Origin of the sequence: Streptomyces sp. CT34 (genome assembly GCF_000805335.1) — a bacterium.
GTDB lineage: Bacteria > Actinomycetota > Actinomycetes > Streptomycetales > Streptomycetaceae > Streptomyces.
On record NZ_KN708638.1, the window covers coordinates 5,972,992 to 5,986,726 of the forward strand.

At 73.7% G+C, this 13,735-nt stretch carries 12 protein-coding genes and 1 pseudogene; 10 read left to right on the forward strand and 3 right to left on the reverse strand.

The window, feature by feature from the left end; all coding sequences use genetic code 11:
- Positions 1-211 precede the first annotated feature (211 nt).
- A complete protein-coding gene (locus tag RZ84_RS26165) occupies positions 212-1,915 on the forward strand; it encodes a proline--tRNA ligase (protein ID WP_043266353.1) in 1,704 nt (567 codons plus the stop codon).
- Positions 1,916-1,998: 83 nt separating this feature from the next.
- On the opposite strand, the gene RZ84_RS26170 is transcribed toward RZ84_RS26165, so the two are convergent.
- The 3 genes from RZ84_RS26170 to RZ84_RS26180 form a co-directional block, all read right to left on the reverse strand.
- A complete protein-coding gene (locus RZ84_RS26170) occupies positions 1,999-2,910 on the reverse strand; it encodes an aminoglycoside phosphotransferase family protein (protein ID WP_043266354.1) in 912 nt (303 codons plus the stop codon).
- Between the two features lie 75 nt (positions 2,911-2,985).
- The gene (locus tag RZ84_RS26175; protein ID WP_043266355.1) at positions 2,986-3,471 is read right to left on the reverse strand and encodes a ferritin-like domain-containing protein; all 486 of its coding nucleotides are present in this window, start codon (positions 3,469-3,471) and stop codon (positions 2,986-2,988) included.
- Between the two features lie 91 nt (positions 3,472-3,562).
- Positions 3,563-4,114 carry a hypothetical protein gene (locus RZ84_RS26180; RefSeq protein ID WP_241777858.1) on the reverse strand — a complete coding sequence of 184 codons (552 nt, stop codon included), beginning with the start codon at positions 4,112-4,114 and terminating at the stop codon, positions 3,563-3,565.
- Positions 4,115-4,232: 118 nt separating this feature from the next.
- On the opposite strand from RZ84_RS26180, the gene rimP reads away from it, so the two are divergent.
- The 9 genes and pseudogenes from rimP to RZ84_RS41720 all read left to right on the forward strand — a co-directional run.
- Positions 4,233-4,802 carry a ribosome maturation factor RimP gene (gene rimP / locus RZ84_RS26185; protein ID WP_043266357.1) on the forward strand — a complete coding sequence of 190 codons (570 nt, stop codon included), beginning with the start codon at positions 4,233-4,235 and terminating at the stop codon, positions 4,800-4,802.
- A 2-nt stretch (positions 4,803-4,804) separates the two neighbouring features.
- Positions 4,805-5,797 (forward strand): transcription termination factor NusA, encoded by a 993-nt coding sequence (gene nusA, locus RZ84_RS26190; RefSeq protein ID WP_043266358.1) that lies wholly within the window; start codon positions 4,805-4,807, stop codon positions 5,795-5,797.
- 130 nt (positions 5,798-5,927) lie between these two features.
- Entirely contained in the window at positions 5,928-6,206 is a 279-nt protein-coding gene (locus tag RZ84_RS26195; protein WP_078894196.1) for a YlxR family protein, read from the forward strand.
- A 178-nt stretch (positions 6,207-6,384) separates the two neighbouring features.
- Positions 6,385-9,441: a translation initiation factor IF-2 gene (gene infB, locus RZ84_RS37075; protein WP_078894198.1), complete on the forward strand. Its 3,057-nt coding sequence runs from the start codon at positions 6,385-6,387 to the stop codon at positions 9,439-9,441.
- A 174-nt stretch (positions 9,442-9,615) separates the two neighbouring features.
- Positions 9,616-9,909, forward strand: coding sequence for a DUF503 domain-containing protein (locus RZ84_RS26205; RefSeq protein WP_043266360.1), 294 nt, complete (start codon positions 9,616-9,618; stop codon positions 9,907-9,909).
- A gap of 63 nt (positions 9,910-9,972) precedes the next feature.
- Positions 9,973-10,428, forward strand: a complete 456-nt coding sequence (gene rbfA / locus RZ84_RS26210) for a 30S ribosome-binding factor RbfA (RefSeq protein WP_043266361.1) — start codon at positions 9,973-9,975, stop codon at positions 10,426-10,428.
- A complete protein-coding gene (gene truB, locus RZ84_RS26215; RefSeq protein ID WP_043266362.1) occupies positions 10,425-11,351 on the forward strand; it encodes a tRNA pseudouridine(55) synthase TruB in 927 nt (308 codons plus the stop codon). The genes rbfA and truB overlap by 4 nt, the downstream gene beginning before the upstream one ends.
- A 360-nt stretch (positions 11,352-11,711) precedes the next feature.
- Entirely contained in the window at positions 11,712-13,322 is a 1,611-nt protein-coding gene (locus RZ84_RS26220; protein WP_157878895.1) for a hypothetical protein, read from the forward strand.
- A 168-nt stretch (positions 13,323-13,490) separates the two neighbouring features.
- Positions 13,491-13,735 (forward strand): annotated as a pseudogene (locus RZ84_RS41720) (bifunctional riboflavin kinase/FAD synthetase); the annotation flags it as partial.

A 13,735-nucleotide genomic window follows, 5' to 3' on the forward strand; every position in this document is an offset into this window, starting at 1 on the left:
GCAGGCGCAACGGCGGGGCGGCCAGCAACGTGGGAAGCCGGCAAAGCGCAGCGGATCGGCTCGCCGCAGGCGCAACGGCGAACACCCCCCCCGCGGCGGGAAAGCCGAAAACGTGGGACGCCGGCCAAGCGCAGCGGAATCGCATTTCCTCGCGCGATACCCCTACGGCTAACCTCCAGGGAGTCACCTTTCTTACGCAGGAGAAACTCCCATGGCCAACGCCGCACAGGTCCAGCGCATGTCCCGCTTGATGATCAAGACACTGCGCGACGACCCGGCCGACGCCGAGGTGCTCAGCCACAAGCTCCTGGTGCGCGCCGGATACGTGCGTCGCACCGCCGCCGGTGTCTGGTCCTGGCTGCCGCTCGGCAAGAAGGTCCTCGCCAACGTCGAGCGGATCGTGCGCGAGGAGATGGACGCCATCGGCGGCCAGGAGGTTCTGCTGCCCGCCCTGCTGCCGCGGGAGCCGTACGACGCGACCGGCCGCTGGGACGAGTACGGCGCCGAGCTGTTCCGCCTCAAGGACCGCAAGGGCGGCGACTACCTCCTCGGCCCCACCCACGAGGAGATCTTCACGCAGCTGGTGAAGGACCAGTGCACGTCCTACAAGGACCTGCCGGTGATCCTGTACCAGATCCAGACCAAGTACCGCGACGAGGCCCGCCCGCGCGCCGGCATCCTGCGCGGCCGCGAGTTCCAGATGAAGGACTCCTACTCCTTCGACACCGCCGACGAGGGCCTGGCCGAGTCCTACGCGCTGCACCGCGCCGCGTACCAGCGGATCTTCGAGCGCCTCGGCCTGGAGTACCGCATCTGCGCCGCCACCGCCGGCGCCATGGGCGGCTCCAAGTCGGAGGAGTTCCTCGCTCCGGCCGGCGCCGGCGAGGACACCTTCGCCGACTGCCCGAACTGCGACTACGCGGCCAACACCGAGGCGATCACCTACGCGCTGAAGCCGGTGGACGCGACCGGTGCGCCCGCGGCGGAGGAGATCCCCACCCCGGACACCCCGACCATCGAGACGCTCGCCGCGCACCTCGGCGTGCCGGCCTCCGCCACCCTCAAGAACCTCCTGGTGAAGGTCGAGGGCGAGATCGTGGCCGTGGGCGTCCCCGGCGACCGCGAGGTCGACATGGACAAGGTCGAGGCGCACTTCGCGCCGGCCCCCGTCGAGCTGGTGACCGCCGAGGACTTCGTGGACCGCGACGACCTCGTGCGCGGCTACGTCGGTCCGCAGGGCCTGGAGAAGGTGAAGTACCTCGCCGACCCCCGCGTCGCCCCCGGCACCGCGTGGATCACCGGCGCCAACAAGGCGGGCGTGCACGCCAGGAACGTCGTCGCCGGGCGCGACTTCGAGGTCGACGAGTACGTCGACGTCGTCGTGGTGCAGGAGGGCGACCCCTGCCCGGCCTGCGGCACCGGCCTCAAGCTGGACCGCGCCATCGAGATCGGCCACATCTTCCAGCTGGGCCGCAAGTACGCCGACGCCTTCCACCTCGACGTGCTCGGCCAGAACGGCAAGCCGGTCCGGGTGACCATGGGCTCGTACGGCATCGGCGTCTCCCGCGCCGTCGCCGCGCTGGCCGAGCAGCACGCCGACGACAAGGGCCTGTGCTGGCCCCGCGAGGTGGCGCCCGCCGACGTCCATGTCGTCGCCGCCGGCAAGGCCAAGCAGACCGAACTCGCCCTGGAGATCGGCGACCGGCTCGGCGACGCGGGCCTGCGGGTCCTGGTCGACGACCGCCCCGGCGTCTCGCCCGGCGTCAAGTTCACCGACGCGGAGCTGCTCGGCGTGCCGACGATCGTCGTCGCCGGCCGCCGCGCCGGCGAGGGCGTCGTCGAGGTCAAGGACCGCCGTACCGGCGAGCGCGAGGAGCTGACGGTCGAGGAGGCCGTCGCCCGCCTCGGCGCGTGACGACACGGCGAACGGGCCGGTCCGGGGATGCCCCGGCCGGCCCGTTCGCGCTGCGTGCTGCCGAGCCCGCCGCTACCGGGCCGCTACAGATACGCGGCGAACTCCAGCAGCAGCTCCCCGCGCTGCCGGTCGCCCACCGCCGCCTCGCGCAGCCCGCCGCGCACCGCGCGGTACAGCGTCCAGCCGCGCAGCCGCTCCCGGTCCACGTCCAGCGAGTCCGCCAGCCTGGCCACCCGCCTCCGGGCCGCCGCAGGCGCCCCCGCCCCGGCCACCAGGTCCTCGAACCGGTCCAGCACCAGCCGCGCCAGGTCGTACGCCCGCTCACCGACCAGCGGCGACGGGCCCACCGCCAGCCAGGGCACCCGCTCGCCGGCCAGCACCTTGCCCTGCCGGAACGCCCCGTGCAGCAGGACCTCCTCCGGCGCCCCGGCCGGCAGTGCCCGCCCCAGCTCCAGCGCCTCCTCGACCAGCGGCGCGGCGGCCCCGGCGAGCTCGCCGGCCGCCCCGAGGGCCTTGGCGTCCTCCGCCACCCGCTCCGCCACCGTCGCGAACGGGTGCCCCGCGCCCGGCGGCACCCACAGCCGCCGCACCGTGCCCGCCGCCTCCAGCAGCGCCTTGGACTCCGGCAGCGAACGCAGCGACACCGAGCCCTGCAACCGCTCCAGCAGCAGCGCGCCACCGGCCTCGTCGGCCCGCAGCAGCCGCACGGCGCCCCAGCCGTCCCACACCCGCAGCGCCGCGGCCTCCTGCGCCGCGGACCGCCCCGGCACCGGGAACTTCAGCGTCGCGGGCGTCCCGTCCTGCTGCCGAACCAGCGCGACCAGACTGCTGAGGCCACCCGGGGCGTGCACCCGCTCCAGCGTCAACTCCCAGGCGTCCAGCCGCTGTTGGACCAGCGTCGGCAGCGCCGCCAGCCAGGCCCGTACGGGACCCTCCTGATCGCCGCTGAGCGCGCCCAGCAATCGTTGCGGCGGTTCGATGGGTGCCGTTGCCATGCCTGAGCTGTCCTTGTCCGTCGGGAGGTCGCAGTGTGGGGAGGTAGGGGGAGGTGCCGCCGGGCGGCCGGTCGTTCAGAGCGCGCCGGAGGTGGCGCCCGCGGAGCCGGACGGAGCCGGCGCCGCGGCCCGCTCGACGAGCCCAGGGAAGGCTACGCCGCTGCCCCGCCAGCGCACCGACCGCACCGCGGCCTCGCGCAGTGCGCCCGCCGCCTCCTTGCGTCGGGCGCCGCCGGCGGCCCGTACGAGATCCGCGTAGACGGCGGCCAGCCGGTCCTCCAGCTCGGCGGCCAGGTGCGCCGCGGCGGTCGCGTCCGGCACCGGGAACGGCAGTTCGTACCCGGCCGCCGCGGCCTGCGGCTTCCCGCCGAGGTCCCGCACGGTGCGGGACAGCGCGTCCCGCCGCGCCCGGTGCGCGTCGTACGCGCTCTGCGCCTCCGTGCGGCGCCCGGCCCCGATCCGGCCGCCCACCACGCCGTACCCGTACACCGCCGCATGCTCGGCGGCGAGCGCGGCCTGCACCGCGGCCAGCTCGCCGCCGTGCTTCGTTCCGGTCGTCATCTCCGTGCTCTTCTCTGGTAGTTGGCCGGCCGCCGGGCCCGGCCGTCGTACGGTGCGGGCGCTCGCCGACACCCGCCCACCGGGCCCCGGCTCACGCCCCCGACCCCGTCAGCAGATACGCGTGCGCCGCCCCGGCCGCCGCGACCGACGCGAGCAGCCGGGCCAGTTCCGGGGGCGCGGTGGCCAGGGCCGCCGTGCGGGTGTCGGCGAGCGCCCGTTCCGCGTCGGCGAGCACGGTCCGCGCCGTCCGCTCGTCGGCCGGCACCGAGGGCGCCGCCGCCCGCCGCGCCGGCCCGGCGGCGGCCCTGCCGGACGGCGCGGGCGTGGCCCGGCCGGGCCTGAACGCCTCGGTGTGCCGGGCGACTTCGGCCCGCAGCGGACGCAGGTGGGGCGCCAGCGCCGGGTGCGCGGCCAGCGTCGCGTCGTAGCGGGCGAGCAGTGCCGTGCTGTCCCGTGCGGAGCGCTCCCGCAGCCGCTCGGCCGCGGCGGAGTGTTCGGCATCCCCCTCTTCGCGGCCGGGGCCGGCGGCGCATCCGGAGAGCAGTGCCGCGCCCCCGAGGGCGGCACCGGCCAGCAGGGTCCTTCGGCGTGTGAGCGCCTCTTTCGGCACGTTGCACTTCCCGGGGTCTTCCGTAGTGATCACCGCAGGCGAGCGTATCCGTGCCCACCCACCGAATCGTCAGTACCCCGCCGGAACCGATAGGCTTTGACCCGACACACGACCCACCCACAACAGCACACGCGGCCGAGGAGTCACCCGGATGAGCACCACCCAGAGCGAGAGGCTGCGCGGACTGCTTGAACCGCTCGTCGCCGCGCGAGACCTGGATCTGGAAGAGATCGAGGTGACCCCGGCGGGCAGGAGCCGGGTGCTGAGGATCGTGGTCGATTCCGATGAGGGCGTCCAGTTGGACGAGTGCGCCGACCTGAGCCGCGAGGCGTCGCAGGTCCTGGACGACTCCGACGTGATGGGCGGCGCCCCCTACACCCTTGAGGTCACCTCCCCCGGCGCCGACCGGCCGCTGACCGAGCCGCGGCACTACCGCCGCGCCGTCGGCCGCCTCATCAAGGCCCGGCTGCACGAGGGCGGCGAGGTGGTGGCGCGGATCGTCGCCATGGACGACACCGGCCTCGACCTGGAGGTGCCGGGCGTCAAGGGCCGCAGGCCGACCGCCCGCCGGATCGCGTTCGACGAGATCGCCAAGGCCCGGGTCGAGCTGGAGTTCAGCCGCAAGTCCGCCAAGCGTGACGCGACGCGGGGCGAGACCATCGACGAGAACGACGAGCGCCGCGCGAGCGGCGGGAACGACGAGAACAAGGAGGAGGCGTAGCCGTGGACATCGACATGAGTGCCCTGCGGGGTCTGGTGCGGGAGAAGGAGATCTCGTTCGACCTGCTGGTCGAGGCGATCGAGTCGGCCCTCCTCATCGCCTACCACCGCACCGAAGGCAGCCGCCGCCGGGCGAGGGTGGAGCTGGACCGCAGCACCGGGCATGTGACGGTGTGGGCGAAGGAGGACCCGGCGGATCTCGAGGAGGGCGAGGAGCCCCGCGAGTTCGACGACACCCCGTCCGGTTTCGGGCGGATCGCGGCGACCACCGCAAAGCAGGTCATCCTGCAGCGGCTGCGGGACGCCGAGGAGGAGGTCACGTTCGGCGAGTACGCCGGACGTGAGGGCGATGTCGTCACCGGTGTGGTCCAGCAGGGCAAGGACCCCAAGAACGTGCTGGTCGACATCGGCAAGCTGGAGGCCATCCTGCCGGTGCAGGAGCAGGTCCCGGGTGAGGACTACGCGCACGGCACCCGGCTGCGGTCGTATGTGGTCCGCGTCGTCAAGGGCGTCCGCGGCCCCTCGGTCACCCTCTCGCGTACGCATCCCAATCTGGTGAAGAAGCTCTTCGCCATGGAGGTGCCGGAGATCGCGGACGGGTCGGTGGAGATCGCCGCCATCGCACGCGAGGCCGGGCACCGGACGAAGATCGCGGTGCGCTCGACGCGCTCGGGGCTGAACGCCAAGGGCGCCTGCATCGGTCCCATGGGCGGGCGGGTGCGGGCCGTGATGGCCGAGCTGCACGGCGAGAAGATCGACATCGTGGACTGGTCGGACGACCCCGCCGACCTGGTCGCGAACGCGCTGTCGCCGGCCCGGGTCAGCAAGGTCGAGATCGTGGACCTGGCGGCACGCTCCGCGCGGGTCACGGTGCCCGACTACCAGCTGTCGCTCGCGATCGGCAAGGAAGGGCAGAACGCCCGGCTCGCTGCCCGGCTCACCGGCTGGCGGATCGACATCCGCCCGGACACCGAGCACCAGGCGCCGCTGGGCTGAGCCCGTCCGGAGCGCGGGGCCGCGGCGGGCGAAAAAAAGTGGTGCCGCGGCCTCCCGCAGGGAATTCTGAGCGATGGATCGGGCTTTACCCCATCGGGGTGGAGTCGCTGTGGGGAGGTAGACTTAAGCAGTGTCTGGCCGGACGCATGCCCGCGCATGCCCTGAGCGCACTTGTCTGGGTTGCCGGGAGCGAGCGGCCAAGGGCGATTTGCTGCGCATCGTGGCGATCGAGGGCGAGTGTGTCCCCGATCCTCGCGGTACGCTGCCCGGCCGGGGTGCTTACGTGCACCGGACACTGGTCTGCCTCGACCTGGCGGTTCGCCGCCGGGCGTTCCCCCGGGCCTACCGGGGCCGTGGCCCGTTCGACACGGCGGAGTTGCGCCGGTTCATCGAAGGGGGCGCGGGTTGAGCAGCCGCCATGGCAATAAAGCACAGCAAGAAACGCACAGCGCACGGAAAACCGTGCGGTCAGGTACCTCGCGAGTCGGAAGTAGGTCGAGATTGCGATGAGCACTCGATGAGTACGCGATGAGTACGCCCATGAAGTAGCGACGGTCCGGTGGACACCCGGACCTAGAAGGAGCGAAGTGGCTAAGGTCCGGGTATACGAACTCGCCAAGGAGTTCGGCGTTGAGAGCAAGGTCGTGATGGCCAAGCTCCAAGAACTTGGTGAATTCGTCCGTTCGGCGTCCTCGACGATCGAGGCGCCGGTTGTTCGCAAGCTGACCGACGCTTTCCAGGCAGGCAGCGGCTCCGGCCGCGCCGCCGGTAAGCCCGCGGCACCGCGCAAGTCGGCCGCTGCGAAGCCGTCCGCGCCCACTCCGGCGCAGGCGGCGCGTCCGGCTGCCCCGAAGCCGGGCGCCCCCAAGCCGGGTCCCGCGGCCCCGGCCGCCCCCGAGGCGCCGCAGGTCCCCGCGGCACCCAAGACTCCCGCCGCCGGCCCCACCCCGGGCCCGCGGCCGACCCCGGCGCGTCCCGCGCCGAAGCCCGCTCCGGCCGCGCCCGCGCAGCCCGAGTTCCAGGCCCCGCCGTCCGCGCCGGCTCCGGCCGCGCAGTCGGGGCCCCGTCCCGGTGCCACGCCCGGCCCGCGCCCGGGTCGTCCGGCGCCCGGCCAGGGTCAGTCCCGCGGCAACGCCCCGCGCCCCGGTGAGCGGCAGGGAGGCCGTCCCGGCCCCCGCCCGAGCGGTCCGCGTCCGGGCAACAACCCCTTCACGTCCGGCGGCTCCACGGGCATGGCCCGTCCGCAGGCTCCCCGTCCCGGTGGCGCCCCGCGTCCCGGCGGTCAGCCCGGCGGCGGTCCGCGTCCGCAGGGCGGCCAGGGCGGTCCCCGTCCGCAGGGCCAGGGCGGCGCGCGTCCGACCCCGGGCGGCATGCCCCGTCCGCAGGGTGCGGCTCCCGGCGGTGCCGGTCCGCGTCCCGGCGGCGGTAACCGCCCGAACCCGGGCATGATGCCGCAGCGTCCGGCCGCCGGCCCGCGTCCGGGTCCCGGTGGCGGCGGTCGCGGTCCCGGCGGTGCCGGTCGTCCCGGTGGCGGCGGCGGTCGTCCCGGTGGCGGCGGCGGTTTCGCCGGTCGTCCCGGTGGCGGCGGCGGTCGTCCCGGTGGCGGCGGTGGCTTCGCCGGTCGTCCCGGTGGCGGCGGTCCCGGTGGCGGTGGCGGCGGCTTCGGCGGTCGTCCCGGCTTCGGCGGTCGTCCGGGCGGTCCCGGTGGCCGCGGTGGCACGCAGGGTGCGTTCGGCCGTCCCGGCGGCCCGGCGCGTCGTGGCCGCAAGTCGAAGCGGCAGCGCCGTCAGGAGTACGAGGCGATGCAGGCCCCGTCGGTCGGCGGCATCATGCTGCCGCGCGGCAACGGCGCGACGGTTCGCCTGTCGCGCGGTGCCTCGCTGACGGACTTCGCGGAGAAGATCAACGCCAACCCGGCGTCGCTGGTCCAGGTCATGCTCAACCTGGGCGAGATGGTCACCGCGACCCAGTCGGTCTCCGACGAGACGCTGCAGCTGCTCGCCGAGGAGATGAACTACGTCGTCGAGATCGTCAGCCCGGAGGAGGAGGACCGCGAGCTGCTCGAGTCCTTCGACATCGAGTTCGGCGAGAACGAGGGCGGCGAGGAGATGCTGGTCTCCCGTCCGCCGGTGGTGACCGTCATGGGTCACGTCGACCACGGTAAGACCCGCCTGCTGGACGCGATCCGCAAGACCAACGTGGTCGCGGGCGAGGCCGGTGGCATCACCCAGCACATCGGTGCCTACCAGGCCGCGACACACGTCAACGACGAAGAGCGCCGCATCACCTTCATCGACACCCCGGGTCACGAGGCGTTCACCGCCATGCGTGCCCGCGGTGCCAAGTCGACCGACATCGCGATCCTCGTGGTGGCGGCCAACGACGGTGTCATGCCGCAGACGATCGAGGCGCTGAACCACGCCAAGGCGGCCGACGTGCCGATCGTGGTCGCGGTCAACAAGATTGACGTCGAGGGCGCCGACCCGACCAAGGTCCGCGGTCAGCTGACCGAGTACGGCCTGGTGGCCGAGGAGTACGGCGGCGACACCATGTTCGTCGACATCTCCGCCCGCCAGGGCACCAACATCGACCAGCTGCTCGAGGCCGTCGTCCTCACCGCGGACGCCGCCCTCGACCTGCGCGCCAACCCCGACCAGGACGCCCAGGGCATCGCGATCGAGGCCCACCTCGACCGCGGCCGTGGTGCCGTGGCCACCGTCCTCGTCCAGCGCGGCACCCTCCGCGTCGGCGAGACGATGGTCGTCGGCGACGCCTACGGCAGGGTCCGCGCGATGCTCGACGACAAGGGCAACAACGTCGAGGAAGCGGGTCCGTCGACCCCCGTCCTGGTCCTGGGTCTGACCAACGTCCCGGGCGCCGGCGACAACTTCCTGGTGGTCGAGGAGGACCGTACGGCCCGCCAGATCGCCGAGAAGCGCGCGGCCCGCGAGCGCAACGCCGCGTTCGCCAAGCGCACCCGCCGGGTGTCCCTCGAGGACCTCGACAAGGTGCTCAAGGCGGGCGAGGTCCAGCAGCTCAACCTCATCATCAAGGGCGACGCGTCCGGTTCGGTCGAGGCCCTGGAGTCCTCGCTGCTCCAGCTCGACGTCGGCGAGGAGGTCGACATCCGGGTGCTGCACCGCGGCGTCGGTGCGGTCACCGAGTCCGACATCAACCTGGCGTCCGGCTCCGACGCGATCGTCATCGGCTTCAACGTGCGGGCCGAGGGCCGCGCGACGCAGATGGCCGAGCGCGAGGGCGTCGACGTCCGGTACTACTCGGTCATCTACCAGGCGATCGAGGAGATCGAGGCGGCCCTCAAGGGCATGCTCAAGCCGGAGTACGAAGAGGTCGAGCTCGGTACGGCGGAGATCCGCGAGGTCTTCAAGTCGTCCAAGCTGGGCAACATCGCGGGTGTCCTCATCCGCTCCGGCGAGGTGCGGCGGAACACCAAGGCCCGCCTGGTCCGCGACGGCAAGGTCATCGCGGAGAACCTCAACATCGAGGGCCTGCGTCGCTTCAAGGACGACGTCACCGAGATCCGCGAAGGCTTCGAGGGCGGTATCAACCTCGGGAACTTCAACGACATCAAGGTCGACGACGTCATCGCGACCTACGAGATGCGCGAGAAGCCGCGCGGCTGATGTGTCGCAGCCCGCGCGTGGCGCGGTCCACCGGGAGTGGTGGCCGGGCGACGGGCGGGCCGGTTCCGGGGCCGGTCGGCGGAGGAATTTCCGTCGATCGGCCCCGGCCGTTGCGTGTACGGTTCGAGGGACTCGTACACCTAAGGCCCCACGGGTGGCTTCAACCCGTCTTGCATGTACGTAGGGACGCTGTCCTTCGACCTGCTTCTCGGCGACGTACGGTCGCTGAAGGAGAAGCGCTCGGTCATCCGCCCGATCGTCGCCGAGCTGCACCGCAAGTACGCGGTGAGCGTCGCGGAGGTGGGGGACCAGGATCTGTACCGCAGGGCCCGGATCGGCCTGGCGGTGGTGTCCGGTAACGCCGGGCATCTGATCGATGTCATGGACCGCTGCGAGCGACTGGTCGCCGCACGGCCCGAAGTGGAGCTGCTGTCCGTACGCCGGCGGCTGCACGGCGACGACGACTGACCCGCACGGGCACGTCGTCGCCGGTGGAAGCACAATTGTGGAAGACAAGAAGGAGACGGACCAGTGGCCGACAATGCGCGGGCGAAGAAGCTGGCGGACCTCATCCGGGAGGTGGTCGCCCAGAAGCTCCAGCGCGGTATCAAGGACCCGCGGCTCGGTTCACACGTGACCATCACGGACACCCGGGTCACCGGCGACCTGCGGGAGGCGACGGTCTTCTACACGGTCTACGGAGACGACGAGGACCGTGCCAGCGCCGCCGCCGGCCTGGAGAGCGCCAAGGGCATCCTGCGGTCCGCGGTCGGCGCGGCGGCCGGGACGAAGTTCACGCCGACCCTGGCGTTCGTCGCGGACGCCCTGCCGGAGAACGCCAAGACCATCGAGGACCTGCTCGACAAGGCGCGGGCCTCGGACGCCAAGGTGCGCGAGGTGTCCTCCGGCGCCCAGTACGCCGGTGAGGCCGATCCGTACCGCAAGCCGGGCGGCGACGAGGACGACGAGGGCGCAGCGGCAGAATGAAGCGGCAGAGCAACAAGCCGGGCGGGTTGGTCATCGTCGACAAGCCGTCCGGCTTCACTTCGCACGACGTCGTGGCGAAGATGCGGGGTATGGCCCGGACCCGCCGGGTCGGGCACGCCGGCACCCTCGACCCGATGGCGACCGGTGTCCTGGTCCTCGGACTGGAGCGGGCCACCAAGCTCCTCGGGCATCTCGCGCTGACCGAGAAGGAGTACGTCGGCACCATCCGGCTCGGCCAGTCGACGATCACCGATGACGCCGAGGGCGAGATCACCGCGTCGAAGGCGGCGCACGGCCTCGCCCGCGAGGACATCGACGCCGGGGTCGCCCGGCTGTCCGGCGCGATCATGCAGGTGCCGTCGAAGGTCAGCGCCATCAAGATCGACGGCAAGCGCTCGTACTCGCGGGTCCGCGACGGCGAGGACGTGGAGATCCCGGCCCGGCCGGTCACCGTCTCCTCGTTCGTGGTGCACTCGGCGGACGAGACCGAGGCCGAGGACGGCACGCCGGTGACCGATCTGCTGGTCTCCGTCGTCTGCTCGTCCGGCACGTACATCCGCGCGCTGGCCCGCGACCTCGGTGCCGGGCTCGGCGTCGGCGGCCATCTGACGGCGCTGCGGCGGACCCGGGTCGGCCCGTACAAGCTCGACCGGGCGCGCACGCTGGAGCAGCTCCAGGCCGCGGTGGACGACACCGAGGGCGGCGGGCTGCCGGTCATGCCGATCGCGGAGGCCGCCGACGCGGCGTTCATCCGCTGGGACGTCACCGAGCCGCAGGCGCGGCTGCTGCTCAACGGCGCGCGCATCCCGATGCCGCGCTTCGAGGGCGACGGTCCGGTGGCCGCCTTCGGGCCGGACGGGACGTTCCTGGCGCTGGTGGAGAACCAGGGCGGGAAGGCCAAGAGCCTGGCCGTCTTCGCCTGACGGCACCGTCCGGGCCGCTCCGGGGCGAGGTGGTGGAACACGGACCGCGTGGACGGGCGCGCAGCGTCTGTCCGCGCTCGATCCTTCGGGCGCGTGGCGTCTGTCGGCGCTTTACCCTTCGGGCGCGTGGCATCCGTCCGCGCTCAGTCCTCCGGGCGCGAGCGTTCGGTCCGCGCTCCACCCTCCCCCTCCTCCTGACTCTGTCCAGCGCACCGCGGTGATTCACTCCTCCGTGCGGGCGCTCGGAGTGAATCAAGGCGCGGAAGGGGGCGCGTTCGAGGGGCACCCTGTCGCGAAGATCACCCCCTGCCTACCGTCGTCGCTGTTGTGGACGGGCGGGACGGGCGGGGAGGTCCGGAGATGGCGTTGCTGGATGCCGGCAGGGTTGCGGACGCGGATGCGGCTGCCGAGGCGGTTCCGGTGGAGGGGGCGGGAGCTGCCCGCGAGGGTTCCTACGGGGTGGCGTACGGAAACCGGGGGGCCGGTCAACTCATGGCGGAGCTGGGGCAGTTGGCGTGGCTGGCGACCGAGCCCGGGGCGGACCGCGGGGGCCGGGCCGCGCGCCGTCTGACGCACGAGCTGCTGCGGGCGGCCGACGCGGCGCCGTACGCCGGTGTGCTGCGGCTGCTGGCCGACCGGATCACCCAGCGGTCCCTCCAGGCGGGCGGCTTCGGGTATACGGGGCTGGACGACTTCGGGCCGCCGTTCTGGCGCTGCCTGGCGCTGGGCGACGCGGCCCGGCTGGATCTGCTGCGCCGGCTGCTGCCGGCCGACGGGCCGGACATCGCACCGGCCCCCGGCGGCCCGTCGCGGCCCTTCGCGCGACCGCCGCGGGTGCGGGTCCACCCCGCCGACGCCGATGCCGACGCTGCCGGGCAGGGCGGTGGCGGTGGCAGTGGCAGCTGGGTCGATGCTTGCGCCGGGACGCGGTACGCCGCATCCGCAGGATCCGCAGAAGCGTTCCGCCGGGGCGACGGCCCGGCCCGCTCCGCCCGCCATCCCCGCTTCCCCCGATTCCCCCGCTTCCTCGACGACGTCGCGGACCTGCTGAAGACCGATCCCGGGCGGATCCAGCCCCTGCTGTGCGGCTGGTTCGACGACACCCGCCGCCTCCAGGTCGCGCCCACCGTCCCCCGGGAGATCACCGTCGCGGGCGCCGCGCAGGCGCTGCTGCACACCTACCGGGCGCGGGCGCTGGACCCGCTCGTCGAGGTGCTGGCCGACACCGCGCACCCCCGGGCCGCCGAACTGCTCGACGCGCTCGCCGAGGACGAACCGGCGGCGCTCTGCCGGGCGGTGGAGCGCCGCGCCCGCGAGGAGCGCCCCGGCGGCCGGAGCGCGGGCACCGCGGCGCTGCTGCGGGCGCTGGCCGCCGTCACCCGGCCCGGTCTCGCGGACCGCGCCGCCGGGCTGGTCCGGGAGTACGCCGGGCGTTGTCCGGACCGCGCCGCGCGGCCGGTGGCGGAGTTCGTCGCGCGCCGGCTCGACCAGGGGCCGGCCGCCCGTGAAGCGCTGGGGCCGCTGGCCGTGGAGCTGCTGACCGGCTCCCCGGCCCCGGTCCGGCGCGCGCTCGCCGCTGTGCTGGCCGGCGCGGGTCCGGGCGCGGCGGACCCGATGCGGCGGGCGCTGCTCGATGTGCTGCTGGCGCGCGAGGCGTCCGACGCGCCCCCGACGGGCGGCCGGGGCCACGGATACGACACCAGCGTGCTGGAGGCCCTGCTGGGGGCGGCGGCGGAGGGCATGGCGCGGCGGCCGGAGGAGCGCACCCGGGAGCTGGTGCACCGTGCGGGCACGCTGCTGGTCCGCACGCCGGAGGGGGCGGCCTGCTTCGACCGGCGGCTGGTGGAGCTGGGGCGGCGGGTGCCCGGGTTCGCCCGGCGGGTGGGGGAGTGGCTGGCGGCCGAGCCGGGGGAGTGGACGGCGGTGGTGGGGCCGGGCGCCTGCGCCACCCTCGCGGGATGCCGGAGCTGACGCCGTCCGCGCCCCGGGAGCCCGGCGGCCCGGCGCCGGGGTGTCCGATGCAACAGCGGCCGGGCCACCCTTCGCGCGTAGCGCGGCTCCCGGCATGGCAGTCTTAGACCTGCGCCATGGCGAAGTGGCGCAGTGGACGGACACGAGTTCGGGCGAGGAGCGGGCACAGTGCAGCGCTGGCGTGGCTTGGAGGACATCCCCGAGGGCTGGGGACGCAGCGTCGTCACCATCGGCTCGTACGACGGAGTGCACCGCGGCCACCAATTGATCATCGGCAAGGCGGTGGCCCGCGCCCGCGAGCTGGGCATCCCCGCCGTGGTCGTCACCTTCGACCCGCACCCGAGCGAGGTCGTCCGCCCCGGCACCCACCCGCCGCTGCTCGCCCCGCACCACCGGCGGGGGGGGGGGGGGGG